The sequence below is a fragment of the Bradyrhizobium sp. USDA 4473 genome (assembly GCF_054063335.1).
Window position 1 is genome coordinate 683,616 of the sequence record NZ_JBSSGE010000001.1, and the last position, 25,034, is coordinate 708,649.

The following is a 25,034-nucleotide window of genomic DNA, read 5'->3' on the forward strand; positions in this document are numbered from 1 at the left end:
CCGGAACGGCGCGCATGTCGCGCCTGCCCAATCCCAACGATACCCGAAGTGAAGCCTTCCGGGTTGCCCAATCCGCCGGAAAACGTTTCCCGGGACCATGATGTGATGACCCATCATCACGTCAGACCCCCATTCTCCCCGTCGAGCATGATCCTTTCGGAAAAACGTTTCCGGATCATTGCCTCGAAAATATCAACACCGGCCGGAGCTTAGCCACCCGGCCGGTGTCTTGTCGCTTACTTTCCGAGCTTGCCGAGCGCTTCGGTCAGTTCCGGAACCGCCTGGTAGAGGTCGGCGACCAGGCCGTAATCGGCGACCTGGAAGATCGGCGCGTCTTCATCCTTGTTGATGGCGACGATCACCTTGGAGTCCTTCATGCCGGCCAGATGCTGGATCGCGCCGGAGATTCCGACCGCGACATAAAGTTCCGGGGCCACCACCTTGCCGGTCTGGCCGACCTGCCAGTCGTTCGGCGCATAGCCGGCATCGACCGCGGCGCGCGAGGCGCCGACGCCGGCGCCAAGCTTGTCGGCGAGCGGCTCGATGTACTTGGCGAAGTTCTCCCGGCTCTGCATCGCGCGGCCACCCGAGACGATGATCTTGGCCGAGGTCAGTTCCGGACGGTCGCTCTTGGCGACTTCCTCGCCGACGAACGTCGACAGGCCGGGATCGGCGGCGGATGCGGCGTTCTCGATCGCCGCGCTGCCGCCTTCGCCGGCGGCGGCGAAGGTCGAGGTGCGGACCGTGATCACCTTCTTGGCGTCCTTCGACTTCACGGTCTGGATCGCGTTGCCGGCATAGATCGGCCGCTCGAAGGTGTCGGGCGCGACGACCTTGATGATCTCCGAGACCTGCATGACGTCGAGCAGCGCTGCGACGCGCGGCATCACGTTCTTGAAGCGCGAGGTCGCGGGCGCGACGAAGGCGTCGTAGCCGGGCGCCAGCGCGACGATCAGCGCAGCCAGCGGCTCGGCGAGGTCGTGCTCATAGGCGGGACCTTCGGCGACCAGCACCTTGCTGACGCCGGCAAGCTTGGCGGCCGCTTCCGCCGCCGCCTTGGTGCCCTGGCCGCCACCGGCAACCAGCACATGGACGTCGCCGCCGAGCTGGGAAGCCGCGGTCAGTGCCTTGTTGGTCGCGTCCTTCAGGGTCTCGTGGTCGTGTTCAGCAATCAACAGCGTCGTCATCAGAGAACCCCGGCTTCGGTCTTGAGCTTGTTCACGAGTTCGGCGACGTCCTTGACCTTGACGCCCGCCTTGCGGCCTGAGGGTTCCGCGGTCTTCAGCACTTCCAGACGCGGCGTGACATCGACGCCGTAGTCAGCGACGCTCTTGTCGTCGATCGGCTTCTTCTTCGCCTTCATGATGTTGGGCAGCGACGCATAGCGCGGCTCGTTGAGACGCAGGTCGGTGGTGACGATCGCCGGGCCCTTCAGCTTGATGGTCTGCAGGCCGCCGTCGACTTCGCGCGTGACCTTGAAGTCGCTTCCGTCGACCTCGAGCTTGGAGGCGAAGGTCGCCTGCGACCAGCCGAGCAGCGCGGCCAGCATCTGGCCGGTCTGATTGCTGTCGTCGTCGATCGCCTGCTTGCCGAGGATGACGAGGCCGGGCTGCTCCGCCTCGACCACCGACTTCAGGATCTTGGCGACCGCGAGCGGCTCGACATTGCCTTCGGCCTTGACCAGGATGCCGCGGTCGGCGCCCATCGCAAGTCCGGTGCGAATGGTCTCGGAGGCCTGCGCCGGTCCGATCGACACCACCACCACTTCGGTCGCCTTGCCGGCTTCCTTCAGCCGCAGCGCTTCCTCGACGGCGATCTCGTCAAACGGGTTCATCGACATCTTGACGTTGGCGAGCTCCACGCCCGTCCCGTCACTCTTGACGCGGACCTTGACGTTGTAGTCGACGACCCGCTTTACCGGCACAAGAACCTTCATCGATCCTCTTTCGCTTTGATTTTATGCGTTTCGGTTGGCTGGCGCGGAACCTAAAGGTCCCGTTTCCCCCGGTCAACGCGCCAAAGCCAAAAAACCGTCACCCGGTTTTGAACCAGTTTAGCGGTTCTGACCCGGCACCCACAACACGTCCCCCGCCCCCTTGTTGTTCTGGAAGCGGCTGGCAACGAACAGGAAATCCGACAGCCGGTTCATATACTGAATGCCAGCTGCATTGACCGGCTCGTCGGGCCGGGCGGCGAGTTCCACCATCATGCGTTCCGCGCGGCGACATATCGTTCGGGCGAGGTGCAGATAGGCCGACGCAGCCGTCCCGCCGGGCAGCACGAACGAGGTCAGCGGCGCCAGCTGGTCGTTGAGGCCGTCGATGTCGCGTTCGAGCCGCTCGACCTGGCTTGCCAGCACGCGCAGGCGCTCGGCCTTGCCCTCGCGCTCCGGCACCGCCAGATCGGCGCCGAGATCGAACAGGTCGTTCTGGATGCGGCCGAGCATCGCATCGACCTCGGGGCTTTCGGCGAGATGCAATCGGACTACGCCGATCGCGGCATTGGTCTCGTCGACGGTGCCGTAGGCGGCCACGCGCAGATCGTATTTCGGCCGCCGCTCGCCGGAGCCGAGCGCGGTGGTGCCGTCATCGCCGGTGCGCGTATAGATTCGATTGAGAACGACCATGGCCGGCTCCAGTGTTCGAGTTCACCCCTCCCATCGAAGTCGGATATATCCGACTTCGACAATTTTGCATGCCCAACTCGGATAAACCCGAGTTGGGTGGGAGAGGTGAAAAGTGTACCTCAGCTATCGTCCCATCGCCCACACCGCGAGCATCGCGATGACGATGGCGACGAACTGCAACAGCACGCGCAGCCGCATCAGCTTCTGCGACGTGTTCGGCGAGCCGCCCTTCATCATGTTGATGAGGCCGAGCAGGAGCACCAGGGCTACGGCGCCGACGGCGATGGGAAGAATGATCGTGCTGAGGACGGATGTCATCTGCGGTACATAACACCGCAGGACGCGGACTTCCACACAGCTACGCCATGCAACCAACTGGCTTTTCAAGGCGTAGTATCAGATGCTGGGTCCGTTCTCGGACCGAGCGGTCGTCGATAATGCCGGGTGGAATGTGAAGCAGCTTCGTTACGTCACCCACGTCGTGATGGATGCCTTTTACACGTTCCTCGCCGATGACGGCTGGGCGATCGCGAGCCATATCGCGCTGTCGACCCTGATGGCGCTGTTTCCGTTCCTGATCGTGCTGACGTCGCTGGCCGGCTTCGTCGGCTCCAAGCAGCTCGCCGACCAGGCGGTCGGGCTACTGCTCCAGGTCTGGCCGGATCAGGTCGCCGGCGCGTTGTCCGGCCAGATCCACGACGTGCTGACCAACACCCGCGGCGACATCCTGACCATCGGCGCGGTGCTCGCGGTCTACTTCGCCTCCAACGGCGTCGAGGCGCTGCGGGTGGCGCTGAACCGCGCCTATGCCGTGATCGAGCCGCGGCGCTGGTACTGGCTGCGGCTGGAGTCGATCGGCTATACGCTGGTCGCGGCGTTCACCTCGCTCGCGATGGCGTTCCTGATCGTGCTCGGGCCGCTGATCATCGAGGCGGCGCGGCGCTATATCCCGTTCTTCGTCGAATCCAACGAGAGCCTGCTCAACACCGCCCGTTACGGCATCACGATCCTGGCGCTGGTGGTTGCGCTGTTCATCCTGCATGCCTGGCTTCCGGCGGGGCGCCGCAGCTTCACGCAGATCCTGCCCGGCATCATCTTCACGATGGTGGCGTCGCTGATCTCGGGCATCGGCTTCGGCATGTACCTGGCGCGCTTCGCCAACAATTACGTGACCATGTATGCGGGGCTTGCCTCGGTGGTGATCGCGCTGGTGTTCATGTATTTCATCGCCGCGATCTTCGTGTTCGGCGGCGAATTGAACGCCGCGATCATCAAGTCGCGGCTGCCGCGCGGCGTGTCGCTTCATGCAGCGCAGTCGCGAGCGCCCGCGGAGAAACAGGCTTGACCAGGAAGGCGTCGGCGCCGGCGGCGCGCGCCGCGGCTTCGTCTTCGGCACGGCCGGAAATCCCGACGATCACGATATCGCCGTGCGGCGGCGGCAGCGCACGGATGCGCTTGATGGTTTCGACACCGCCGATGCCGGGCAGCACCATGTCCATCAGCACGGCGTCGAACTCACCCTGTCCGAGCCGGTCGGGCGCAGCCTCGCCCTGACCGATGAATTCGGCCTGGTGGCCGAGCTCGGTCAGGATCGTGTTGAGCACGACGCGGCCGAACGGATTGTCCTCGACGCTGAGCAGCCGCAACCCCTGCGACATCAGCACCGCAGCGCCTTCGCTCGACGCAGCACCGGCCGGCCCTTCGGCCGAGACCAGCGCCACGCTGAGCGTGAAGACGGTGCCGCCGCCGGCGCGCTGCGCCGCGACGATGTCGCCGCCCATGGCCCGCGCGAGCTGCTTGACCGAGGACAGGCCGAGCCCGGCACCGCCGAACCGCGCCGCGATCGAGACATTGGCCTGGGAGAACGGCCGGAACAGGCGCTTGACCTCCGACAGGGTCAGGCCGATGCCGCTGTCGGAAATTGCAAAGGCAACGCCGATTCTGCCGCTGTCCTTTCCCCTGGCCGCGCGCACCGGCGCGACGTTGAGCTCGACGCTGCCCTGCTCGGTGAACTTGACGGCGTTGTCGATCAGGTTCTCCAGCGCCGCGCGCAGCCGGACGGGATCGCCGACCGCAAACGCCGGCAGCCGGTCGGAGATCACGACGGAGGCCTGCAGCCCCTTGGCTGCGGCGCGGCCGGCCAGCGAATCCCCGGCATGGCGCGCCAGCGTGCGCAGGTCGAAGAAGTCCTGCCGGATCTCAAGCCCCGGCCCCTCGCTGCGGGCAGCATCGACGAACAGGGTGGCAAGGCTCGCCAGATGCTCGGCGCCGGCCTTGATGGTGTCGACCCAGCGCCGCTCGCGCTCGCCGAGTTCCGACGTCGCGAGCAGATTGCTGATCGCGAGGATGCCGGTCAGCGGCGTCCGGACCTCATGGGCAAAGGCGGCAAGCGCGGTCTCGACCATGCCGGGAGTGGTCTTCGGGGCCGGCTTTGGCGCCGCTCGCTTATGCCGTGGCTTGGTTGCCGCCTTCGCGGCGCCGGTTTTGGCGCCGGTTTCGGCCGCGCGCGTTTTGGCGGCGCGGGTCTTCGGCGGCGGCCTGTTGGATGGCCGCTTGCTGCGCCGTGCGCGCGATTTTGACGCCATGGTTTCCGTGATCCCCGCCCCGGACGACAACATGGCATGCCAGGCAGGCCGGAGTCACGGCAGCGTTTGCGGTCCATCACCGCAATGCGCGATGATCGTCACCAGCCGCTTTACGGCAGGCCGACCAGACGGCGAATGTCGGCCGGGCTCGCTCCCTCCGCCCGCAATTCGCGCAGTCCGGTCGCCCGGGTCGATTTCGACAGTTTCTGGCCGGCGGCATCCCGGATCAGGCGATGGTGCCGGTAGGCGGGCATAGGCAGGCCGAGCAACTGCTGCAACAGCCGATGCACGCTGGTCGACCAGAACAGGTCAACGCCCCTGACCACATCGGTCACACCCTGCAGGGCATCGTCGACCACGACGGAGAGATGGTAGCTGGTCGGGGTCTCCTTGCGCGCCAGGATTACGTCGCCCCAGGCCTTAGGCCGGGCCACAACGTCGCCGCGCTCGCCGTCCGGCCCTTCGCCCGCCTCGTGCCAGCACAGGTCACAGGCTTTCGCGCCGGCCACGGCTATGTCGAGCCGCAGCGCGAACGGCGCGCCCTGCCAGGTCAGCCGGTCGCGTTCCGCCGCCGGCAGCGATCTGGCCGTGCCCGGATAGAGCGGCGCGCCATCCGGATCGCGCGGCCAGGCGCCACTGGCCTCACGTTCGGCGACCAGCCGCGCGATCTCGGCACGGCTCTCGAAGCTCGGATAGACCAGCCCCTGGACCGCCAGGCGGTCGATCGCCGCGCGATAGGCGGCGAAATGCTCCGATTGCCGCCGCACCGGGGTCTCCCAAGCGAGGCCGAGCCAGGCGAGGTCCTCGTAGATCGCCTGCTCGAATTCCGGTCGGCAGCGCGTCGCGTCGATGTCCTCGATCCGCAGCAGAAAGCGCCCGCCGGTCTGCCGCGCGAGGTCATGGTTGAGCAGCGCCGAATAGGCGTGGCCGAGATGCAGGTGGCCGTTCGGACTCGGCGCGAAACGGAAAACGGGAGGCGGCATCAGACCGAGCCGGTGTGACGAAACACCTCGGATGGGGATCCCGTCTCCCGTTCCAGCCTCTCGACGACCATTCGGTAGAACCGTCCAGCCTCCAGCATCATCTCCTCAGATATTTCTGCCGTGCCGTTCTGGAACGCATTACGTGCAATGTCGAACTCCGAATCGATGAAGGCCGCAACTGCAGGCGACAGCGGCGTGGCGCCCAGTTCGTGCGTGACGGCCTTGCGGGCCATCAGGTCGCCGACCTCCTCCGCCAACTCCGCCGGAGGCGCGCACTCTGCCATCAGCGTCGGGAAATGCATCGGTGCCACAGCCTCGGTCGGATGCATCCGCAACCAGCGCAGCGCCGCCGCCGGCCGGAGCGCATAGAACACCTTTTTCTGCGGAATGCTGCTCTCGTCGCCGAAATAGACCCTGCGCTGCCGTTCGCCCAGGTGCAGGTAGTGGCGGCAGATCGCTTCCCGGCTCGCCGCATGCCGCGCAAATTCGAGAAAGCTGTCGCGGAACCAGACCTGACCGCGATAGACCACCGGAGAACAGAGCCACTCGATGATGACCGCGTTGCCTTTCAGCAGCAGTTGAAGCGCCTTGCGCAAATCCCAGCCATTCACGTCCAGATCGCCTTCGAGCGGAAGCTCGATCACATCGCGTACGATCCAGGGCGTAATATGATCGATGGCGCGGCGGACATAAACGAAGCGGCAATCGTAATCGCTATCGGGTGACGAAAAGCCCCACGCCCGGCTTCCACTCTCGACGGCCAGTGGCAAGAAAACCCGGTGTTCATCCGCGATGCCGTCGAGCATCGCATCGATCGCCGCGACCTTTCCTGCGTCCATGTCGGCAGGAATGCTTCTCAAACTCATCGAGCACTTCCGAAATCAAGTAATGTTGTCATACTCTGAAATCCCCTGAACCGTCCACAGGGCGTGGAGCCCGAGCTGTTGCGAGCGCCCGCCTGAGGAAGTCGATCCCGCAATGCTGATTCATCTCGAAACCCAGGCCGACCTCGACGACGCGGTCCAGAAACTGGTCGACCAGGATCGGCGGCTGCGCCCGATTCTCGAAGCCACCGGCATGCCGGCGATCCGGCAGCGTGAGCCCGGGTTTGCCGGGCTTGCCGCGATCATCTGCGGCCAGCAGCTCTCGACCGCAAGTGCGGCGGCGATCTGGGGGCGCGTCAGCAAGGCGTTCGACCCGTTTCACCATGATGCGATCCGCAAGGCGCGCGCCGACCGGCTCGGCCGCCTCGGGCTGTCGACGGCCAAGATCAAGACGTTGAAGCACATCGCGCGCGAACTCGCAGAAGAGCGGCTGAACCTCGACGTGCTCGCCAACGAAGAAGCCGATGCCGCGCACAACACGCTGACCGCGCTGCCCGGGATCGGCCCGTGGACCGCCGACGTCTATCTGCTGTTCTGTCTCGGCCATGGCGACGCATGGCCGGCTGGCGACCTTGCCGTGCAGGAGGCGATCAAGGTCGGGCTCGGGTTGAAGCAGCGGCCGACGCCGAAGCAGATGGCGCCGCTTGCCGAGCCGTGGCGTCCGCTACGCGGCGCGGCCGCCCATCTGTGGTGGGCGTATTATCGCGTGCTGAAGAACCGCGAGGGCGTGATCGCCGCCGCGAAGTAGCTGTCATCAAGAAAAACATACCGACACGCGATCGCGTGATATAGCATCAGCCGACAGATACTTTTTCAATTTGCCGGCCCCGCCCATTTAGCACGCCCAGCACATCCTTCCGGCAAGGAGGACGGACCTGGTTTCTCCCCGTATCCCGCTGACGCTGCTCGCGATCTCGCTGGGTGCCATCGCCGCCGCGTGGTGGTGGCTGGGCATCCCGGTGAGCCTCGCGCGGGCGCCGATCGATCCGAACGACAAGGTGCAGTGCATCTCGTACGCGCCGTTCCGAAACAATCAGACATCACTTTCGCCGGCGACGCAGGTCTCGCCGCAGCAGATCGCGGAGGACCTCGCTCAGCTTGCCAAGATTTCCTACTGCATCCGGACCTATGCGACCGATCTCGGTCTCGATCAGATTCCCGGGTTAGCAGCCAAGGCCGGACTGAAAGTCATTCAGGGCATTTTCCTCGACCGGGACCGCAAGAAGAACGCGACGCAGGTCGAGACGGCGATCCGCCTCGCCAGGCAATATCCGGACACGATCATCGCACTCGTGGTCGGCAACGAGGTTTTGTTGCGCAAGGAAATGTCGGCATCCGACCTTGCCGCCACGATCCGCGCGATCAAGGCGCAGGTCGCCGTCCCCGTCACCTATGCCGACGTCTGGGAGTTCTGGCTGAGCAATCGCGAACTCGCCGATGCCGTCGACTTCGTCACCATTCACATCCTGCCCTATTGGGAGAATGTTCCAATCGCCGCGGAACATGCCGCCGCGCATGCCGACGAGATGCGCCGGCAGGTCGCGGCGGTTTTTCCGGGCAAGGAAATCTTCATCGGCGAAGTCGGCTGGCCGAGCGAGGGACGCATGCGCGAATCCGCGCTGCCGTCGCGCATCAATCAGGCACGAGTGGTCTCGGAGGTGCTCGATCTGGCTCGCCGCGAGCATTTCCGCGTCAACCTGTTCGAGGCCTATGATGAAGGCTGGAAGCGCGAGATCGAGGGCACCATTGGCGGATCCTGGGGCCTGTTCGATTCCGAACAGCGCACGCTGAAATATCCGGCCGGCGTGCCGATCAGCAACTTTCCGTCCTGGAAATTGCAGATGGCCGGCGGAATGGCGCTGGCGATCCTGGTGTTCGGCGCGGCATGGCTGAGCTTGCGCCGCAAGCCGAGGACGCCCGAATTCGCACCATGGCTTGCGGTCGGCGTATCGGCGACCACCGCCGGAATCCTGTTTGGGGTCGCCGCCCAGCGAATGATCTACGAAAGCACCGGAACGGGAGGCTGGCTTATCTGGGGCTCGCTTCTGGTGGCGGCGACGGCGTCGCCGCTGTTCGCCGCCAACGCCCTGATATCGGGCCGCGCACCGCCCAGCTTCCAGGAGTTGCTGGGGCCGAAGGGCTACCACACCGAGACGGTGCTGGTGACCTTGCACGGATTGGCCCTGATCGTCACCGTCGTGGTCGGCACGGCGGCCGCGATCGGTCTGGTGTTCGACCCGCGCTTCATCGATTTTCCGTTTGCGCCACTCACCATGGCGGCGGTGCCGTTTGCGGCGATGACGCTGCTCAATCCGCCGACCAAGGGAGTCCGGCCGCTGGCCGAATCGATCTTCGCCGGCATCTTTGTCGGAGCCGCCATCTATACGCTCCTCAACGAAGGATTTGAGAACTGGCAGGCGATGTGGACTTGCGCTGTCTTCATCCTGCTTGCGGGAACGCTGTGGCGGGCGCGCGCCTGAGACGGTGCCTAGAGCGCCATTCCGAATTGAATCGGAACGGCGCTCTAGATTCTTGTTTTGACGCGTTTTCTTAACGCGAACCGGTATCCACTTCGCTCGAAAACGCTCTAGCCGCGCAGCCTGACGCGATCTTCCCGCGCGCTGTCGGTGACGAAGCCGATCACCGCGCGCACCGACGGCAATTCCACCAGATCGGGATGGGCGAGCAGCCACAGATCGGAGAGGCTCGCGAGCTTCTGCGGCGCGACCCGGACCAGATCGGGATAGTCGGCCCCGACCAGGCAGGACAGCGCGCAGATCCCGAGCCCGGCCCGCGCCGCCGCCAGCATGTCGCCCTGCGAGGAACAGCGCATCACCAGCGTGCCCTGCCGCGTGATGACATCGCTCCACCGCGCCAGCCGCACATTCGAGGCCTGGTCGGCAAACCCGATCACGCTGTGGCCCTTCCACTCATCCGGCCGCTCCGGAAGCTTGCGCCCGGCCGCATAGAGGCGTGAGGCATAGAAGCCGGCGCCGAGCCGGCCGATCCTGCGCCCGATCAGGTTCTCATCCCCTGCATCGACCGGCCGCAGCACCACATCGGCCTCGCGGCGGCGCACGCTGGCCGGAAACGGATGGGTGATGATCTCGAGTTGGATATTGGGATGATCGTGCAGGAACGGCCCGAGCCGCGGCATCAGCCAGTGCGCGGCAAGCGTCGCGCCGAGCGACAGCTTGACCACGCCACGGGCCTGCTCGCCGGAGGCGGACGCCGAGGCTTCCGCGCGCAAGGCGGCTGCGGCCATCACCTCCGTGTGCTCGCGGAACTTGCGGCCATGCGAGGTCAGCGACAAGCCGTCATTGGACCGCGCGAACAGCCGGGTCCCGAGCTGCTTCTCGAGCGCCGCGACGTTGCGGCCGACGGTCGGATGGCTGATGCGCAGCCGCCGCGCCGCGGCGGCGAAACTGCGCGTCTCCGCCACCGCGACGAAGGTCTTGCAAAGCTCCCAGTCCATGCCGCTCGTCCGCCTATGTTCATTTCTGGGCAACTGACTGTTCAATATTGAACGCCATCGCGCAACCGTCCAGCCCTATATTGCGACGCAAGAGCGCCGCCGCTCCAAGCCATCACAACAAATCGCGAACCGCTTTGGCCACCGGCCGAGCGGTCCACCCATGGAGGACCCGAACAATGCCGCTGCCCGCGTCGCTCGCCAACAAGCTCGAACTGCCGGTCGTCGGCTCCCCGCTGTTCATCGTCTCGGGTCCCGAGCTTGTGATCGCGCAGTGCAAGGCCGGCATCGTCGGCTCGTTCCCGGCACTGAACGCCCGCCCGGCCGAGAAGCTCGGCGAGTGGCTGACGCAGATCGAGAACGAGCTCGGCGAGTACCAGGCGCTGCATCCCGAGAAGAAGGTCGCGCCCTACGCGGTCAACCAGATCTGCCACGCCTCCAACGACCGGCTGATGCGCGACATGGAAACCTGCGTGAAGCACAAGGTGCCCGTCATCATCACCTCGCTGCGCCCGCCGTCCGAGATCGTCGAGGCCGCGCATTCCTATGGCGGCGTGGTGTTCCACGACGTCATCAATGTGAAGCACGCCCGCAAGGCCGCCGAGCAGGGCGTCGACGGCCTGATCCTGGTCTGCGCCGGCGCCGGCGGCCATGCCGGCACGCTGTCGCCGTTCGCGCTGGTGCGCGAGGTCAAGCAATGGTTCAAGGGCACGATCCTGCTGTCGGGCGCGATCTCCGACGGCTGGAGCATCGCGTCCGCGCTCGCGCTCGGCGCCGACCTTGCCTATATCGGCACCCGCTTCATCGCGACCGAGGAAGCCAATGCCGACCTCAAGTACAAGCAGGCGCTGACTGAATACGCCGCGCACGACATCGTCTATTCGAACCTGTTCACCGGCGTGCACGGCAACTACCTCGGACCGTCGATCGCCGCGGCAGGTCTCGATCCGGCCAATCTGCCGGTCGCCGACAAGTCCAAGATGAATTTCGGCTCCGGCGGCAACATGAAGGTCAAGGCCTGGCGCGACATCTGGGGCTCGGGGCAGGGCATCGGCCAGATCGTCGACGCTCCGCCGGTCGCCGAGCTGGTGGCGCGGCTGAAGGCGGAGTTTAATGCGGCGCGCAGCCAGTTCCTTCAGGCCAGCGCCTGAGGTCCGGACGACCGCCTGGAGAGAGCTATTATGATCATCAGCGGCGACCGACAGATCAGCTACGCCGACATCCACGCCCGCATCGCGCGGGCCGCCACCGGCTTCCGCGCACTCGGCGTGCAGGGCGGCAAGCCGGTCGGCATGATGCTGCGCAACGATTTCGCGCTGTTCGAGGTGGTCGCGGCCTCCGCTGCGCTCGGCAGCCCGGTGGTGCCGATCAACTGGCATCTGAAGGCCGACGAGGTCGCCTACATCCTCACCGACAGCGGCGCCGACACGCTGGTCTGCCACGCCGACCTGCTGCCGCAGATCCGCGACGGACTGCCTGCTGGAATCAGGCTATTGGTGGTGACGACGCCGCCGGAGATCGCCGCGGCCTATGGCGTGGCTCCCGCGCTCACAACCGTGCCCGACGGCATGACCGATTGGGATATCTGGCGCGAGACGCATCAGCCGCTCACCGACGCGCCGATCGGCGCGGCGCCGATGTTCTACACCTCGGGCACGACAGGACTGCCGAAGGGCGTCAAGCGCAAGCCGATGCGGCCGGAGCAGCAGGCGGCCGCCGCGCGCGTCGGCGCCCTCACCTACGGCGTCAAGCCGAATGAAGACCAGGTGGTCCTGATGAACGGCCCGATGTACCATTCGGCCCCGCACTCCTACGGCATGCTCGCGTTCCGCAGCGGCTGCGCGATCGTGCTCGAGCCGCGCTTCGATCCCGAGGACCTGCTGCAACTGATCGAGCGCCACCATGTCACGCATATGCATATGGTGCCGACGATGTTCGTGCGGCTGCTGCGGCTGCCGGAGGAGACGCGACGCCGCTACGACCTGTCGTCGCTGCGCTTCATCGTGCATGGCGCGGCGCCCTGCCCGATCGACGTCAAGCGCGCGATGATCGAGTGGTGGGGACCCGTGATCAACGAATATCTCGGCTCCACCGAGACCGGCATCCCGGTGTGGCATTCGTCGGCCGAAGCGCTGGCCAAGCCCGGCACGGTCGGTCGCGCCATCGAGGGCGGCATCGTCAAGACCTTCCGGCCCGACGGGACGCCATGCGATGTCGGCGAGCCCGGCGAAATCTTTATGCGTCAAACATTGATCTCGGATTTCGATTACCACGGCAACGCCAAGGCGCGCACCGAGGCCGACCGCGACGGCCTGATCAGCGTCGGCGATGTCGGCTATCTCGACGCCGACGGCTATCTGTTCCTGTGCGACCGTAAGCGCGACATGGTGATCTCGGGCGGCGTCAACATCTATCCCGCCGAGATCGAGAACACCCTGATCGGCATGGACGGGGTGCGCGACTGCGCGGTGTTCGGCGTTCCCGACGACGAATATGGCGAGCGGCTGTTCGCCTGCGTCGAGCCGGAAGCCGGCAGCACGCTGTCGGCTGCGGCGATCCAGGATTTCCTGCGCGGCAAGCTCGCCAACTTCAAGGTGCCGCGCGACATCCGCTTCATGGACGCGCTGCCGCGCGAGGCCACCGGCAAGATCTTCAAGCGCAAGCTGCGCGATCTCTACCGCGAAGGACAGCTTCGCTGAACGGTGACGGCCAGGCGAACGGCGTTTGAAACTTAGTTGCTGTTGCAAAACACCGGCAATCGACGCAACGATGCGCCCGCATCCGAAGCTGGGACCTTCGCCATGAACTCGACCGACTTCATCGTCATCCGCAACGATCTGCAGCAATGCAAGTTGATCGAGACGCAGTTGCCAGAGACCGCGGCGCTGCCGGCCGACGCGCTGCTGGTGAAGGTTACCCGCTTCGCCTTCACCGCCAACAACATCACCTACGCCGTGATCGGCGAGCAGCTGAAATACTGGCAGCTGTTTCCGGCCCCCAAGGACTACGGCATCATCCCGGTGTGGGGTTTTGGCGAGGTGCTGGCCTCGAAACACCCCATGATCGCCGTCGGCGAGACGCTGTTCGGCTATTTCCCGATGGCGACCCATCTGGTGATCGAGGCGGCCGACGTCAGCAAGCGCGGCCTGCGTGACGGCGCCGCCCACCGGCAGGAGGTCGCGCCGGTCTACAACAACTATGCCCGCGTCTCCACCGACCCGACCTATGCCGGCCGGCAGGGCGACTTCCGCGCGCTGATGCTGCCGCTGTTCATGCTGTCGTTCCTGGTCGACGACGCGCTCGCCGAGAATGAATTCTACGGCGCGCGCCGCGTCATCCTGTCCTCGGCCTCGAGCAAGACCGCATTCGGGCTCGCGCACCTGCTGCACAAGCGGGGCATCCGCGTGATCGGGCTGACCTCAAAGGGCAATGTCGATTTCGTCAGTTCGCTCGGCTGCTATGATAAGGTCGTCACCTATGACCGGGTCGCCGCGATCCCTCCGGCCGAATCCGTCGCCTATGTCGACATGGCCGGCAACAGCGCGCTGCGCGAGAGCCTGCACCGGCACTTCGGTGCGCAGATGGTCTATTCCGGCCGGGTCGGCCTCACCCATCGCGCGAGCGAGCCGGACGAGCCGACGCTGCCCGGTGCCAAGCCGGTGTGGTTCTTCGCGCCCGACCAGATCCGCAGGCGCGCCAAGGAATGGGGGCCCGGCGGCATCGAGCAGCGCTTTGGCGCCGCCTGGGCCGAACTCGTGCCGCATCTGCCCGATTGGCTCGATGTCGTCGAGCGGCGCGGTCCGGCTGCGGTGCGCGAGGCTTATCTCGATACCCTGCAAGGCCGCGTCCCGCCGGATCAAGGCCTGATCCTGTCGCTCGCCGAATAGGCGCCATCCCGTCACGCCCTTTCAGCGTGGCTTCGGATCGGTATAGGCTTTGCGGCAATAGGAGCGCCGCATCAAGGCGGCCGATGGCGGGAAACACTCAATGCTCGACAAGACGGACGATATCTCGGTCGCCGCCGACAATTGGCTCGTGCAGTTCGAGGATGCGCTGGCCGGCCCCGACGATGTGCTGGTGAAGCCGCTGTTCCATCCCGACAGCTACTGGCGCGACGTGCTGGCGCTGAGCTGGAACATCCAGACCATCAACCGCGCCTTCGCCATCATCGAGGAACTGCCGGCGCATGCGCGGCGCAGCACGCCGCATCATTTTCGCATCGATGCCGAGCGCGCGGCGCCGCGCCGGGTCACGCGCGCCGGCACGGATGCGATCGAGGCGATCTTCAAGTTCGAGACCGCCATTGGCCGCGGCCACGGCATCGTGCGGCTGATCCCAGATGCCGCCGATAGCGACCGGCTGAAGGCCTGGACCTTGCTGACCGCGCTCGAGGAGCTGAAGGGGTTCGAGGAGCAGCAGGGCTACACACGACCGCGCGGACAGGCCTATTCGCGCGACTTCCGCGGCCCCAACTGGCTCGATTTGCGCAAGGCGTCCGTCGAGTATGCCGGCCGCGATCCCGCTGTGCTGGTGGTCGGCGGCGGACAGGCCGGGCTTGCGATCGCCGCGCGGCTGCAAGCACTCAAGATCGACGCGCTGATCGTCGACCGCGAGGCGCGGGTCGGCGACAATTGGCGCAAGCGCTATCACGCGCTGACCCTGCACAACCAGGTGCAGGTCAATCATCTGCCCTACATGCCGTTCCCGCCGAACTGGCCGACCTACATCCCGAAGGACAAGCTCGCCAACTGGTTCGAATCCTATGTCGACGCCATGGAGCTGAACTTCTGGACCGGCACGGAATTTCTCGGCGGCAGCTACGACGACGCACACGGACGCTGGACCGTCGAGCTGCGCCGCGCCGACGGAACGACGCGGACAATGCAGCCGCGCCATGTCGTGATGGCAACCGGCGTCAGCGGCATCCCCAATCTGCCCGAGATCCCCGGCCTGAAGAATTTCTCCGGCAGGGTCATGCATTCCAGCCGTTACGAAGACGGCGAGACCTGGACCGGCAAGCGTGCGCTGGTGATCGGCACCGGCAACAGCGGCCACGACATTGCGCAGGACCTGCATTCCTCCGGCGCCGACGTGACGCTGGTGCAGCGCTCCTCGACCCTCGTCACCAATATCGAACCGTCGGCGCAGCTGGCCTATGCCGCCTATAACGAAGGCTCGCTCGAGGACAATGACCTGATCGCGACCTCGATGCCGCTGACACTCGCCAAGCGCAGCCACGTGCTGATGACCGAGCAATCCAAGCAGCTTGACAAGACGCTGCTCGACGGCCTGGCGCGCAAGGGCTTCAAGCTCGATTTCGGCGACGGCGGCACCGGCTGGCAGTTCAAATACCTGACCCGCGGCGGCGGCTACTACTTCAACGTCGGCTGCTCCGATCTCGTCGCGAGCGGCGCGATCGCCCTGAAGCAATTTGCCGACATCGAGACCTTCGTGGCCGACGGCGCGCGGCTGAAGACCGGCGAAACCGTGGAAGCCGATCTGATCGTGCTCGCGACCGGCTACCGGCCGCAGGAAGAGCTGGTGAAGAAGCTGTTCGGCGCGGCGATGGCCGCGCGAATCGGTCCGATCTGGGGCTTTGGCGACGGTCAGGAGCTGCGCAACATGTACACCCGCACGCCGCAGCCCGGCCTGTGGTTCATCGCCGGCAGCCTCGCGCAATGCCGCATCAACTCGCGCTACCTCGCGCTGCAGATCAAGGCCATCGAAGAGGGCCTGCTGCCGCGCGATGTCGGGCCGGTGGCGAAGTTGACCTAACCACACCGTCATTCCGGGGCGCGCGCAGCGCGAGCCCGGAATCCATCGGGCCGCAAGCTCTGTAGATAAATGGATTCCGGGCCTGCGCTTCGCGCATCCCGGAATGACGAGAGAGAGGAACATAAAATGCCAACCATCCTCGGCGCCGGCGAGCACCGCTACCGCGTGGTGGAGAATTTCGCGAAGCTGCCCGACGGCTGGAGCCTGACCGACGTCGCCTCCGTCGCCGTCGACAGCAAGGACCGCGTCTATGTCTTCAACCGCGGCGACCATCCGATGGTGGTGCTCGACCGCGAAGGAAACTTCATCAGGAGCTGGGGCGAAGGCGTGTTCTCGCGCGCTCACGGCCTGCATATCGACGCCGAGGACAACCTCTATTGCACCGATGACGGCGACCATACCGTGCGCAAATGCACCACCGACGGCAAGGTGCTGCTGACGATCGGCATCCCGCACAAGCCGGCGCCGTTCATGAGCGGCGAGCCGTTCCACCGCTGCACCCATACGGCGCTGTCGCCGAACGGCGAGATCTACGTCTCCGACGGCTACGGCAATGCCTGCGTCCACAAATACACGCCGGACGGCAGGCTGATCAAAAGCTGGGGCGAGCCCGGCACCGATCCCGGCCAGTTCAACATCGTGCACAACATCGCCACCGACGCCGACGGCTTCGTCTACGTCGCCGATCGCGAGAACCACCGCGTCCAGGTGTTCGACGGCAACGGCAGATACGAGACCCAGTGGAACAACCTGCACCGGCCTTGCGCGCTGTGCCGTTGCGGCGGCGGCAAGCAGCCGAATTTCGTGATCGGCGAGCTCGGGCCCGGCATGGCCGTCAACCGCAAGGTGCCCAATCTCGGCCCGCGGCTGTCGATCGTCGATCACACCGGCAGGCACATCGCCCGGCTCGGCGGCGAGCGCGGCCCCGGCGTCGAGACCGGAAAATTCCTGGCGCCGCACGGCCTCGCGCTGGATTCCCGCGGCGACATCTATGTCGGCGAGGTCGGCGTCACCGACTGGACGACCAGTTTTCCGGACACCGAGATGCCCGCCGCGGTGCGCGTGACGCGGTGCCTGCAGAAGCTGGAGCGGGTGACGGCGTAGCGAAGCTCCGCTTTAATCCCGTCACCCTGAGAGCTTGTGACGGATTCGGCTCCTGCGGAGTTTTTGGCGGCTGTTCGTCGCAGCAATTGGCAGGTTTGAGTTCGAGTTCGGCGATGACCCGTTGTTTAGGCTCTGGAGAGGCGGTTGCCTTGCAGGATGTTGTTGACGAGGGCGTACCAGAGCACGACGGCACGGACCTTTTCGATGCCGCGCACGGTCAATTGCCGCAGGTCCCAATTGCGCCAGCGGGCATGGATGCACTCGCAGATCGACCGGGACCTGTATCGGGCCTTGCCCTCTTTGCTCGCCATTCGCGCACGCCAGGCCAACACCCCCGGACCGTCGCCGCGCCGCGGTAGATAGGGATCGGTACCGTGCTTGGATTGAGTGGGCGGACAAAAGATATCGATGCCCTCGGCATAGGCCCATTCGATGTCCTCGGCACTGCCAAAGCCGCCATCGACGAGATGGTCCTTGGGCAACCCTCCGGGCCGCGCACGCTGCCGCTCCAGCATGGGACGCATCAGGCCGCGATCGGATCCGATGTTGCAAATTCTGGTGTCGACGACGATCTGCTCGCCGGCCACGCTCGTCACCTGCACGTTGTAGGCGGGGCGGAAGCCGCCGTTCGCCATCTTCATGACCCGTGCATAGGCGTCCGTCGTGGAGGCCCGCGGCTCCTTCGGCGTCTTGCCGTTGCCGCGACTTTCTTCGCGCTCCTTGCGCTGCTGCTTGATCTCGGCGAGCGCCGTCTGCGCCGCCTTCACCCGCGCGCTGCGTTCCCGCGCGGCCCGCTCCTTGGCTGCCCGGGCACGCTTATTGCTGGCGTCCGAGCGTGTGTCGACCTCGCGCTTGAGGTCTTCCACCACGGCCTCAGCCTGCGCCAAATGCTTATCCAGCGTCGCCTCGCGCCGGAACGAGGCCGCCCCGGCGCTGGCCCGGACCCGCATGCCATCCTGCGCCAAGGTCTCCAGATCGACGAGACCGGCCTTTGCCAACGCTGCCAGATGCTCACTGAGCAGTCGGTCAAGCAGATCGGCGTTGCCGACCCGGAAGTCCGCCAGCAGGTGATAGTTCACCGACACCCCGCCGCACAGCCAGCGATAGGCATCGTGGCTCTCGCACAGCCGCTCCAACGCCCGCGCGCTGCCAACGCCTTCGCTGGCGGCATAGAGCCACAGCGCCAGCAAAAGCCGGGGCGAGGTCGCGGGGTGACCGGGACGATCGCCGCGAGCCTTGATCCGGTCCTCCAACTCACTCAGATCAAGCTCTTCGACATAAGACCAGATCAGCCGCACCGGATGGTCTTCCCCGATCAGGCTCTCAATATCAACCGCTCGCAGCGCAATCTGGTCGCGCTGGGGCTCACGCAGCCGCGGAGCGCCGGGCAAGCCCGCTTCGACTGATGGCTTCGCCTGCTCCGGCAGGTCCCCAAACAACTCATCGGCAGCCAACATCACCTCCCGCGAATCCATCATCGCCAGAGAATCACACCGCGCCGGCTTTCGGCTATAATGCTCGCTGAAACCCCAAAAAAATCACACCCTCTGAGGTGCGAGCGGAGCGAGCCTCGAAGGGTCGACGGCCCGGCTGGTGCCCGTGCATCCTTCGAGGCGCGCAAGAGCGCGCACCTCAGGATGACGGGTCGAAAAAGCGCACCCGCGAAAATCAAATCTCGCCGATCACCTCGCGGCGGCGCTGCTCGGATTCTTCCGCGTAGCGCCGCATCGCATGCGCTTCGGTGAGCAGGCCGATCGGCCGCCGGGCGCCATCGCCTTCGACCACGGCGAGCGATTCGGCTTCGGCGGCGTCGAACACCGCGATCGCCTCCTGCACGTTCATGCCGGGATGCAGCACCACGTCGGCGTAGCGCAGGATGCCGACCAGTCCCTTGTGGGCCTCGAGATCGGGCGCATGCGCCTCGGCAACCAGCGCCAGCCCGGCATAGCGTCCCTCGCCGTCGATCGCGACCACCTGGGTCTTCGAGCCCGGCGGAAATTCCTCGCGGAACGCCTCGATCGGCATGGCGGCGCTCACCGTCGTCATGTCCTGCCGCATCATCTTGCCGACCGTGAGATCGCGAATCCAGCCGATGTCGGCGGCGCTGCGGATGGTCTCGCCGCGCAGATGCAGCCGCCAGGTCGCGAACGAATAGCCGAACAATTCGCGCGTGATCGTGGTCGAGATGATGACCGCGACCAGCACTGCGGTGGTGAGCCAGAGATTGCCGGTGGATTCCAGCGCGATGAACGACATCGTCAAGGGACCGCCGATCACCGAGGCCGACAGCGCGCTCATGCCGATCACCGCATAGGCGTTGGGATCGAGGTTGAGCCCCGGCCACACGATGTCGACGCCGGCCGCGAACAGCCGGCCGCCGAGCGCGCCCATGAACAGCGTGGCGAAGAACAACCCGCCGCGGAAGCCGGAGCCGAGCGAGACGATCGAGGCGATCGCCTTCAGCACGAACACGCCGGCGATGAAGGCAAGCGGCATCGCCACGATGCCGGCGAAGCGCAGCGCGCCATGGCCCGACGACATCACCTGCGGCGTCAGCAGCGCCATCGCGCCGACGGCAAGCCCGCCGAGCGCCGGCCGCAGCGGCTGCCAGAGGCGGGTCTTCGTCAGCAGCGCCTCGCTCAGCGTCACCCCGCGCATGATCGCGATCCCGGTCAGCGCCGCGACCATGCCGAGCAGCGCGGCAATCGCGAGATCGCGCCCGAGCACGTCGCCGACGGTTCCGACGCCGACCCCGAGCGGCAGCGGCTCGAAGGCATGGGCCACGAAGTAGCCGGTCACCGCCGCCACGCCGACCGGGGTCAGGCTGGCCGGCGTGTAACCGCCGATCACAAGTTCGAAAGCGTAGAAGGCGCCGGCTAGCGGCGCGCTGAAGGCCCCGGCGATCGCCGCCGCCGCGCCGCAGCCGACCATGATTCGCTGGTCGTTGCGGCGGAGGTGGAAGCCGCGGCCGAGCGAGGCGGCCAAGCCGCTGGACAATTGGGTGTAGCCGGCCTCGAGCCCGACCGAGCCGCCGACGCCGCTCGACCAGATCGTCTGCAGCGCCACGATCACGCTGCCGCGGAACGACATCCGCCCGCCATAGAGCGCATTGGCCTCGATCGGGTCGATCTCGCGGGCCGGCCGGACCCGGAGCAGCAGCAGGAACGCAAATCCCAGCAGCAAGCCGCCAACCGTGGGAACCAGCAGTGCGCGCACGGGATCGATGCTGGGCTGGCTCGACAGCCGGTCACCCAGCGGCAGATTGAACAGCACCGAATGCAGCACCGTGACGAGGCCGCTCATGACCGCCACCACGAGGCCGCCGATGGCGCCGATCAGCACCGCCAGCACCACGAGGCTCGTCTCGTGCGCACGCACGAATGCGCGCAACCGGCGCGGCGCCTCGAGATAGCGTGATGTCGTGGTCATCGGCAGGGTCCGTCACTGGCCGAGGGGGCTTGCGGCTCCCTTTACGGGCCTCGCGGGCAGGAGGCAATCGGGGCAGGAACATGGCAGGGGCTGGCGGATAAGCCGCTCATTGCTCTTCACAATCCCGTCACGCTGCCTGTAGTATGTGAGTGCATGCTGCTTCGCAGCTAATGGGAGTCAGGAGCGTTATTTGAACGCACATGTCTCGCAAGGCGGTTGGCCGGTGCTGGTGTTGAATGCGGACTTCCGGCCGCTGAGTTATTACCCGCTGTCGCTCTGGTCCTGGCAGGACGCGATCAAGGCGGTGTTCCTCGATCGTGTCAACATCGTCGAATATTACGACCGCGCGGTACGAAGTCCTTCCTTCGAAATCCAGCTGCCGAGCGTCGTATCCCTCAAATCCTTCGTCAAGCCGACCACCCACCCCGCCTTCACCCGGTTCAACGTCTTCCTTCGCGACCGATTCAGTTGCCAATATTGCCTGTCGGCCGACGACCTCACCTTCGATCACATCATTCCCCGCAGCAAGGGTGGCCAGACCACCTGGGAGAACGTCGTCGCCGCCTGCTCGCCCTGCAATTTGCGCAAGGGCAATCTGACGCCGCAGCAGGCCAAGATGTTTCCGAAGCAGACGCCCTATGCACCCACCGTGCATCAGCTCCATCGCAACGGCCGGCTGTTCCCGCCGAACTATCTGCACGAGAGCTGGCTCGATTATCTCTATTGGGATACTGAGCTCGATCCGTAATCTCGGTCTCGGCGGTGCGGCTGTGCCGCGACGGGCCGCAAGGTTAACGAATTAACCTCCACAAGCTGAATTTGTTGACGGCTCACAGGTCTCGCTGGAGAGTCGAAGCAAGGACGCACGCCTGCGCGGAGCAGTTCTGAAATTGTCATGCTCGCGTGATGTCGACCGACCCGAGCTTGTCGGCTGGCATTGATTCTGTCGTCCGACGGTGCTGTCGCAATTGGGCGGCAGGAGACGAGATGGCGAATCATGCTTAGCGTAACGTCCGATACGGCGGTCCGGCTCATCCATCCGCGCGACAGTCTGTCGATCGTGCCGGATCATCCGCGGCAGCAGTCCGAACCGACCGCCCAGGCCGCCCCGCAAACGTCACGCAAGGGCGCCGCCAGGCCGATGACCACGGCAGACGTTGCCGCGGTCGCGGGTCTCTTCCTCAAGGTCTTCAGGGGCATCGACAAACCCGCCAGCGCGGATCTCAAAGGCTATCTGCATGCGTTGACCCTGGGATCACCGTCCTACAGCGAAGCGGCGGGCACGCAAATCTATCAACAGCAGGATGGCCGCATCTCGAGCGCGCTGCTCGCGATCCCGATGCACTTCATGGCCTGCGGCAACGTCATCCCGGGTCGGCTGCTCGGCGTCTTCATGACAAACCGGGACTCCGCCGGTGCGGCCCAGCTCAATCTTGGTCTGCGGCCGAAAAGGGCTGGTCTTTCGTTCTGCGACAGTGCATCGCCGACCAGCGCCAAGTCGCTGCTGGCGATCGGCGGGAAAACGATTCCGCTGCAGAACCTGGAATGGGTGCGCACCTTCCGTCCGGTGGCAGCGTTCGTCGGACGTCTTTCGCCGCGCGTCTTGCGCGGCCTCGATCGGCGCCTGGCAACGCTCGCGCGTCCCGTCGACGCGCTGCTGAGCCGCCTGCGCGGCGACGGCGACACCGAGGGGCCCGCCGGCCTCAAGGTGCGGGAAATGTCTGTCGCGGACTTCCTCACGCGCGCGCCGGAGTTCATTGCCCACTACGCCGTCCGCCCGCTTTGGTCGGCGGATGAGCTGGGCTGGCTGGTCGGCCTGGCGGCGCAGAACACCACACTCGGCTCATTCACGATCCGTGCGGTCGAAGACCAGTCCGGCACGCCGATCGGCTGTTTTGTCTACTATGCGGCCCCGGGGCGCACCGCGCATGTTCTCAACATCCTGTCGCGTCCCGACCAGGAGGTTGGCGTGCTGTGTGCGATGTTCCGCCACCTCGAGGACACCGGCCATGCCGAAGCCCGCGGCCGCGCGCAACCGGCACTGATGGCAGGGCTCGGGCTGCAGCGCGGGCTGGTGTTCCGGCACCGCGCCTTCGCCATGGCGTTGACGCGTATTCCGGAAGTCAACGAGGCCATTATACGCGGCGACATCTATGTCGGCGGCCTCGCCGGCGAGGACTGGAGCCGATTGATGCACGACTTCGGCTGAGGTCGGGCGCCGCAGCGCGACGATGCAGACTGCAAGCGCCGTTCGCGGCTAAGCCGGCTGCTTGGTGAGAGCCGCCTCGCCCTCTTCGCGTCCGGGAACGCTGACGTGGACCTCGTGCCCCAGCCTGATTGCCAGGGACGCGGCAGCCGCGGCCGACTCGAATGCAGCTTCCTTGGTGGCGTACCCGGCGTTGAGATTGCCGTCATGCAGGACGCCCCATTCCTCGCCGGCCGGAATCACCGCGTATTGAGCCAATCCCATCGTCTTCTCCTTGCGCAAGCTGCGCGCCTCCGAACAGGGCCTCAACAACGCCCTCGGAGCGAAGTTCCTATGCGCTCCGGTTCGGCCCTCGCTCGCTAGGAACGAAGCTGCACCGGCCGCGTCGGAATGTGTTGTGACGAGCAGGACGCCAAGGATGGTCCGAGAAGGTCCCGCTGAACCAGCTCCCGCAAGGACCGCCGAGACGACGCAGGCGATCCGGGCGCGCCCCTACGGCATGATCATCACGTCTGCGATCATCGCGCTCGTGGTCGTCGTGCTCGCCTACACGCTGATGCGGTAAGCGGGCCGGCACCGTCTGTCCGACGCCGCCTCGCAGCGGCCGGGGAGCAAGCAGCCTGTCGCCATGCAGATTGCGGCGCTGCCGGTTGCGCAGAAATTATCAATTCATGACCAGCCCGTTCGGCGTTCCCGCGCGTTCATGGAACATGCCCGATCGCAACGCAAAGAAATCCTCTGCGCCTGCCCGCCTTTGGCCGCTGCTGGCCGTGAACTTCTTCATGGCAGACATGCAGTCGGGGATCGGACCGTTCGTCGGCGTCTTCCTTCAGCTGCATGGCTGGACCAGCGGCCTGATCGGGACCGCGCTGACGCTCGGTAACGTCGCCGGCATGCTGATCACGACGCCGATCGGCGGCTGCATCGATACCACGAACCACAAGCGGGCCTGGGTGATCGTCCCGGGCGTGGCGGTCGTGCTGGGATCCACGGTCATCCTGATGTCGCAAAACTTCTGGGCCGTCGCCCTGTCGCAGGTCGCGACATCGATCGCGGGTGCCGCGATCGTTCCGGCGGTCACCGGCATCACGCTCGGCATCGTCAAGCAGCGCGGGTTCAACCGGCAGAACGGCCGCAATCAGGCGTTCAACCACGCCGGCAACCTGGTCGGTGCCGCGGCATCGGGTTATCTCGGCTGGCAGTACGGCTATGTGGCGGTCTTCGTCCTCGCCGCTCTGTTCGGCGCGATCACGATTGCTTGTGTCCTGATGATCCCGCCCGACAGCATTAATCACCACGCGGCACGCGGTAAGGAAGACGATCCGGACAGCCAGCCCAGCGGCTTCTCGGTGTTGGTCAAGCACAGGCCGCTGCTGGTGCTCGCGGTCGCATTGGCTGCGTTTCACCTCGGCAACGCTGCGATCGTGCCGCTTTACGGCCTTGCCGCGGTCGCCGGCAATCACGCCAATGGTCCGAGCTTCGTCGCGACGACGATCGTGGTTGCGCAGGCGGTGATGATCCTCGCATCGATCGCCGGCATGCACGCAGCCGAGCGGCGGAACTATTGGTCCGTCCTGTTGCTGTCGTTCCTGGCCTTGCCGGCGCGCGGCGCGCTCGCCTTCTTCCTTTCGGGCTGGTGGGGCGTTCTCCCTGTGCAGGTCCTCGACGGCATCGGTGCCGGTCTGCAGAGCGTCGCGGTGCCGGGAATGGTGGCGCGCTCGCTCAGCGGAACCGGCCGCGTCAACCTTGGACAGGGAGCGGTCATTACGATTCAAGGCGTCGGCGCCTCACTGAGCCCGGCGCTTGGCGGCTGGATCGCGCAATGGGTCGGATATGGCCCAGCCTTCCTCGTGCTCGGCGGGTTGGGCCTTCTGTCGGTCGCGATCTGGACGGCGTTCCGGTCGACCGTGCAGAAATACTGACGCCGTGATCGCATTTGCGTGAACACCCGCACCGAGCGGAACCCTATC

General features: G+C 65.8%; 23 protein-coding genes. 12 read left to right on the forward strand and 11 right to left on the reverse strand.

Annotated features, from left to right (window positions below; all coding sequences use genetic code 11):
- Positions 1-236: 236 nt before the first annotated feature.
- From ACVW17_RS03265 to ACVW17_RS03280, 4 genes are all read right to left on the reverse strand, one after another.
- On the reverse strand, positions 237-1,187 hold the full coding sequence (locus tag ACVW17_RS03265; RefSeq protein WP_456796776.1) for an electron transfer flavoprotein subunit alpha/FixB family protein: 951 nt from the start codon (positions 1,185-1,187) through the stop codon (positions 237-239).
- Positions 1,187-1,936: an electron transfer flavoprotein subunit beta/FixA family protein gene (locus ACVW17_RS03270; RefSeq protein WP_456750440.1), complete on the reverse strand. Its 750-nt coding sequence runs from the start codon at positions 1,934-1,936 to the stop codon at positions 1,187-1,189. The genes ACVW17_RS03265 and ACVW17_RS03270 overlap by 1 nt, the downstream gene beginning before the upstream one ends.
- A gap of 117 nt (positions 1,937-2,053) precedes the next feature.
- A complete protein-coding gene (locus tag ACVW17_RS03275; RefSeq protein WP_456750441.1) occupies positions 2,054-2,626 on the reverse strand; it encodes a cob(I)yrinic acid a,c-diamide adenosyltransferase in 573 nt (190 codons plus the stop codon).
- Between the two features lie 123 nt (positions 2,627-2,749).
- A complete protein-coding gene (locus ACVW17_RS03280) occupies positions 2,750-2,944 on the reverse strand; it encodes a twin transmembrane helix small protein (protein WP_024584739.1) in 195 nt (64 codons plus the stop codon).
- Positions 2,945-3,026: 82 nt separating this feature from the next.
- On the opposite strand from ACVW17_RS03280, the gene ACVW17_RS03285 reads away from it, so the two are divergent.
- A complete protein-coding gene (locus ACVW17_RS03285; RefSeq protein WP_456750442.1) occupies positions 3,027-3,971 on the forward strand; it encodes a YihY/virulence factor BrkB family protein in 945 nt (314 codons plus the stop codon).
- Here the strand turns inward: ACVW17_RS03285 and ACVW17_RS03290 are convergent.
- The 3 genes from ACVW17_RS03290 to ACVW17_RS03300 form a co-directional block, all read right to left on the reverse strand.
- Positions 3,898-5,211: an ATP-binding protein gene (locus ACVW17_RS03290; protein ID WP_456750443.1), complete on the reverse strand. Its 1,314-nt coding sequence runs from the start codon at positions 5,209-5,211 to the stop codon at positions 3,898-3,900. The genes ACVW17_RS03285 and ACVW17_RS03290 overlap by 74 nt on opposite strands.
- 110 nt (positions 5,212-5,321) lie before the next feature.
- On the reverse strand, positions 5,322-6,194 hold the full coding sequence (gene gluQRS, locus ACVW17_RS03295; RefSeq protein ID WP_456750444.1) for a tRNA glutamyl-Q(34) synthetase GluQRS: 873 nt from the start codon (positions 6,192-6,194) through the stop codon (positions 5,322-5,324).
- The gene (locus ACVW17_RS03300; RefSeq protein ID WP_456750445.1) at positions 6,194-7,060 is read right to left on the reverse strand and encodes a nucleotidyltransferase domain-containing protein; all 867 of its coding nucleotides are present in this window, start codon (positions 7,058-7,060) and stop codon (positions 6,194-6,196) included. Before ACVW17_RS03300 ends, gluQRS begins: the two co-directional genes overlap by 1 nt.
- A gap of 112 nt (positions 7,061-7,172) precedes the next feature.
- Between ACVW17_RS03300 and ACVW17_RS03305 the strand changes: the two genes are divergently transcribed.
- Positions 7,173-7,826, forward strand: a complete 654-nt coding sequence (locus tag ACVW17_RS03305) for a DNA-3-methyladenine glycosylase family protein (RefSeq protein WP_456750446.1) — start codon at positions 7,173-7,175, stop codon at positions 7,824-7,826.
- Between the two features lie 169 nt (positions 7,827-7,995).
- Entirely contained in the window at positions 7,996-9,558 is a 1,563-nt protein-coding gene (locus ACVW17_RS03310; protein ID WP_456756312.1) for a glycoside hydrolase family 17 protein, read from the forward strand.
- Positions 9,559-9,665: 107 nt separating this feature from the next.
- Here ACVW17_RS03310 and ACVW17_RS03315 read toward each other — a convergent pair whose 3' ends face one another.
- On the reverse strand, positions 9,666-10,553 hold the full coding sequence (locus ACVW17_RS03315) for a LysR family transcriptional regulator (RefSeq protein WP_456796777.1): 888 nt from the start codon (positions 10,551-10,553) through the stop codon (positions 9,666-9,668).
- A 176-nt stretch (positions 10,554-10,729) separates the two neighbouring features.
- Here ACVW17_RS03315 and ACVW17_RS03320 point away from each other — a divergent pair, with 176 nt between their 5' ends.
- The 5 genes from ACVW17_RS03320 (at position 10,730) to ACVW17_RS03340 (ending at position 17,429) form a co-directional block, all read left to right on the forward strand.
- Complete coding sequence (locus tag ACVW17_RS03320) at positions 10,730-11,701, forward strand: NAD(P)H-dependent flavin oxidoreductase (RefSeq protein WP_456750448.1); 972 nt, start codon at positions 10,730-10,732, stop codon at positions 11,699-11,701.
- 30 nt (positions 11,702-11,731) lie between these two features.
- Positions 11,732-13,249 carry an acyl-CoA synthetase gene (locus ACVW17_RS03325; RefSeq protein ID WP_456750449.1) on the forward strand — a complete coding sequence of 506 codons (1,518 nt, stop codon included), beginning with the start codon at positions 11,732-11,734 and terminating at the stop codon, positions 13,247-13,249.
- A gap of 102 nt (positions 13,250-13,351) precedes the next feature.
- Positions 13,352-14,437 (forward strand): DUF2855 family protein, encoded by a 1,086-nt coding sequence (locus tag ACVW17_RS03330; RefSeq protein ID WP_456796778.1) that lies wholly within the window; start codon positions 13,352-13,354, stop codon positions 14,435-14,437.
- Positions 14,438-14,537: 100 nt separating this feature from the next.
- Entirely contained in the window at positions 14,538-16,325 is a 1,788-nt protein-coding gene (locus ACVW17_RS03335; RefSeq protein WP_456750451.1) for a flavin-containing monooxygenase, read from the forward strand.
- Positions 16,326-16,451: 126 nt separating this feature from the next.
- Positions 16,452-17,429 carry a peptidyl-alpha-hydroxyglycine alpha-amidating lyase family protein gene (locus ACVW17_RS03340; protein WP_456750452.1) on the forward strand — a complete coding sequence of 326 codons (978 nt, stop codon included), beginning with the start codon at positions 16,452-16,454 and terminating at the stop codon, positions 17,427-17,429.
- Positions 17,430-17,554: 125 nt separating this feature from the next.
- Here the strand turns inward: ACVW17_RS03340 and ACVW17_RS03345 are convergent, their stop codons facing one another.
- Positions 17,555-18,886: an IS1182 family transposase gene (locus ACVW17_RS03345; RefSeq protein WP_456756347.1), complete on the reverse strand. Its 1,332-nt coding sequence runs from the start codon at positions 18,884-18,886 to the stop codon at positions 17,555-17,557.
- A 211-nt stretch (positions 18,887-19,097) separates the two neighbouring features.
- Positions 19,098-20,858, reverse strand: coding sequence for a chloride channel protein (locus ACVW17_RS03350; protein WP_456750453.1), 1,761 nt, complete (start codon positions 20,856-20,858; stop codon positions 19,098-19,100).
- 190 nt (positions 20,859-21,048) lie between these two features.
- On the opposite strand from ACVW17_RS03350, the gene ACVW17_RS03355 reads away from it, so the two are divergent.
- Together ACVW17_RS03355 and ACVW17_RS03360 are read left to right on the forward strand one after the other, a co-directional pair.
- Complete coding sequence (locus tag ACVW17_RS03355) at positions 21,049-21,606, forward strand: HNH endonuclease (protein ID WP_139486795.1); 558 nt, start codon at positions 21,049-21,051, stop codon at positions 21,604-21,606.
- A 189-nt stretch (positions 21,607-21,795) separates the two neighbouring features.
- Complete coding sequence (locus ACVW17_RS03360; protein ID WP_456750454.1) at positions 21,796-23,067, forward strand: GNAT family N-acetyltransferase; 1,272 nt, start codon at positions 21,796-21,798, stop codon at positions 23,065-23,067.
- A 48-nt stretch (positions 23,068-23,115) separates the two neighbouring features.
- Here the strand turns inward: ACVW17_RS03360 and ACVW17_RS03365 are convergent, their stop codons facing one another.
- On the reverse strand, positions 23,116-23,328 hold the full coding sequence (locus tag ACVW17_RS03365) for a hypothetical protein (protein WP_456750455.1): 213 nt from the start codon (positions 23,326-23,328) through the stop codon (positions 23,116-23,118).
- Positions 23,329-23,482: 154 nt separating this feature from the next.
- Here ACVW17_RS03365 and ACVW17_RS03370 point away from each other — a divergent pair, with 154 nt between their 5' ends.
- Together ACVW17_RS03370 and ACVW17_RS03375 are read left to right on the forward strand one after the other, a co-directional pair.
- Positions 23,483-23,629: a hypothetical protein gene (locus ACVW17_RS03370; RefSeq protein ID WP_456750456.1), complete on the forward strand. Its 147-nt coding sequence runs from the start codon at positions 23,483-23,485 to the stop codon at positions 23,627-23,629.
- A 217-nt stretch (positions 23,630-23,846) separates the two neighbouring features.
- The gene (locus ACVW17_RS03375; protein ID WP_456796779.1) at positions 23,847-24,986 is read left to right on the forward strand and encodes an MFS transporter; all 1,140 of its coding nucleotides are present in this window, start codon (positions 23,847-23,849) and stop codon (positions 24,984-24,986) included.
- Positions 24,987-25,034: the final 48 nt, after the last annotated feature.

Excerpts from the sequence above, each read along its gene's own strand:
- ACVW17_RS03265 (WP_456796776.1), bottom strand. The coding sequence starts at position 1,187 with ATGACGACGCTGTTGATTGCTGAACACGACCACGAGACCCTGAAGGAC.
- ACVW17_RS03270 (WP_456750440.1), bottom strand. The coding sequence starts at position 1,936 with ATGAAGGTTCTTGTGCCGGTAAAGCGGGTCGTCGACTACAACGTCAAG.
- ACVW17_RS03275 (WP_456750441.1), bottom strand. The coding sequence starts at position 2,626 with ATGGTCGTTCTCAATCGAATCTATACGCGCACCGGCGATGACGGCACC.
- ACVW17_RS03280 (WP_024584739.1), bottom strand. The coding sequence starts at position 2,944 with ATGACATCCGTCCTCAGCACGATCATTCTTCCCATCGCCGTCGGCGCC.
- ACVW17_RS03285 (WP_456750442.1), top strand. The coding sequence starts at position 3,027 with ATGCTGGGTCCGTTCTCGGACCGAGCGGTCGTCGATAATGCCGGGTGG.
- ACVW17_RS03290 (WP_456750443.1), bottom strand. The coding sequence starts at position 5,211 with ATGGCGTCAAAATCGCGCGCACGGCGCAGCAAGCGGCCATCCAACAGG.
- gluQRS (WP_456750444.1), bottom strand. The coding sequence starts at position 6,194 with ATGCCGCCTCCCGTTTTCCGTTTCGCGCCGAGTCCGAACGGCCACCTG.
- ACVW17_RS03300 (WP_456750445.1), bottom strand. The coding sequence starts at position 7,060 with ATGAGTTTGAGAAGCATTCCTGCCGACATGGACGCAGGAAAGGTCGCG.
- ACVW17_RS03305 (WP_456750446.1), top strand. The coding sequence starts at position 7,173 with ATGCTGATTCATCTCGAAACCCAGGCCGACCTCGACGACGCGGTCCAG.
- ACVW17_RS03315 (WP_456796777.1), bottom strand. The coding sequence starts at position 10,553 with ATGGACTGGGAGCTTTGCAAGACCTTCGTCGCGGTGGCGGAGACGCGC.
- ACVW17_RS03320 (WP_456750448.1), top strand. The coding sequence starts at position 10,730 with ATGCCGCTGCCCGCGTCGCTCGCCAACAAGCTCGAACTGCCGGTCGTC.
- ACVW17_RS03325 (WP_456750449.1), top strand. The coding sequence starts at position 11,732 with ATGATCATCAGCGGCGACCGACAGATCAGCTACGCCGACATCCACGCC.
- ACVW17_RS03330 (WP_456796778.1), top strand. The coding sequence starts at position 13,352 with ATGAACTCGACCGACTTCATCGTCATCCGCAACGATCTGCAGCAATGC.
- ACVW17_RS03335 (WP_456750451.1), top strand. The coding sequence starts at position 14,538 with ATGCTCGACAAGACGGACGATATCTCGGTCGCCGCCGACAATTGGCTC.
- ACVW17_RS03340 (WP_456750452.1), top strand. The coding sequence starts at position 16,452 with ATGCCAACCATCCTCGGCGCCGGCGAGCACCGCTACCGCGTGGTGGAG.
- ACVW17_RS03345 (WP_456756347.1), bottom strand. The coding sequence starts at position 18,886 with ATGTTGGCTGCCGATGAGTTGTTTGGGGACCTGCCGGAGCAGGCGAAG.
- ACVW17_RS03350 (WP_456750453.1), bottom strand. The coding sequence starts at position 20,858 with ATGACCACGACATCACGCTATCTCGAGGCGCCGCGCCGGTTGCGCGCA.
- ACVW17_RS03365 (WP_456750455.1), bottom strand. The coding sequence starts at position 23,328 with ATGGGATTGGCTCAATACGCGGTGATTCCGGCCGGCGAGGAATGGGGC.
- ACVW17_RS03370 (WP_456750456.1), top strand. The coding sequence starts at position 23,483 with ATGGTCCGAGAAGGTCCCGCTGAACCAGCTCCCGCAAGGACCGCCGAG.
- ACVW17_RS03375 (WP_456796779.1), top strand. The coding sequence starts at position 23,847 with ATGGCAGACATGCAGTCGGGGATCGGACCGTTCGTCGGCGTCTTCCTT.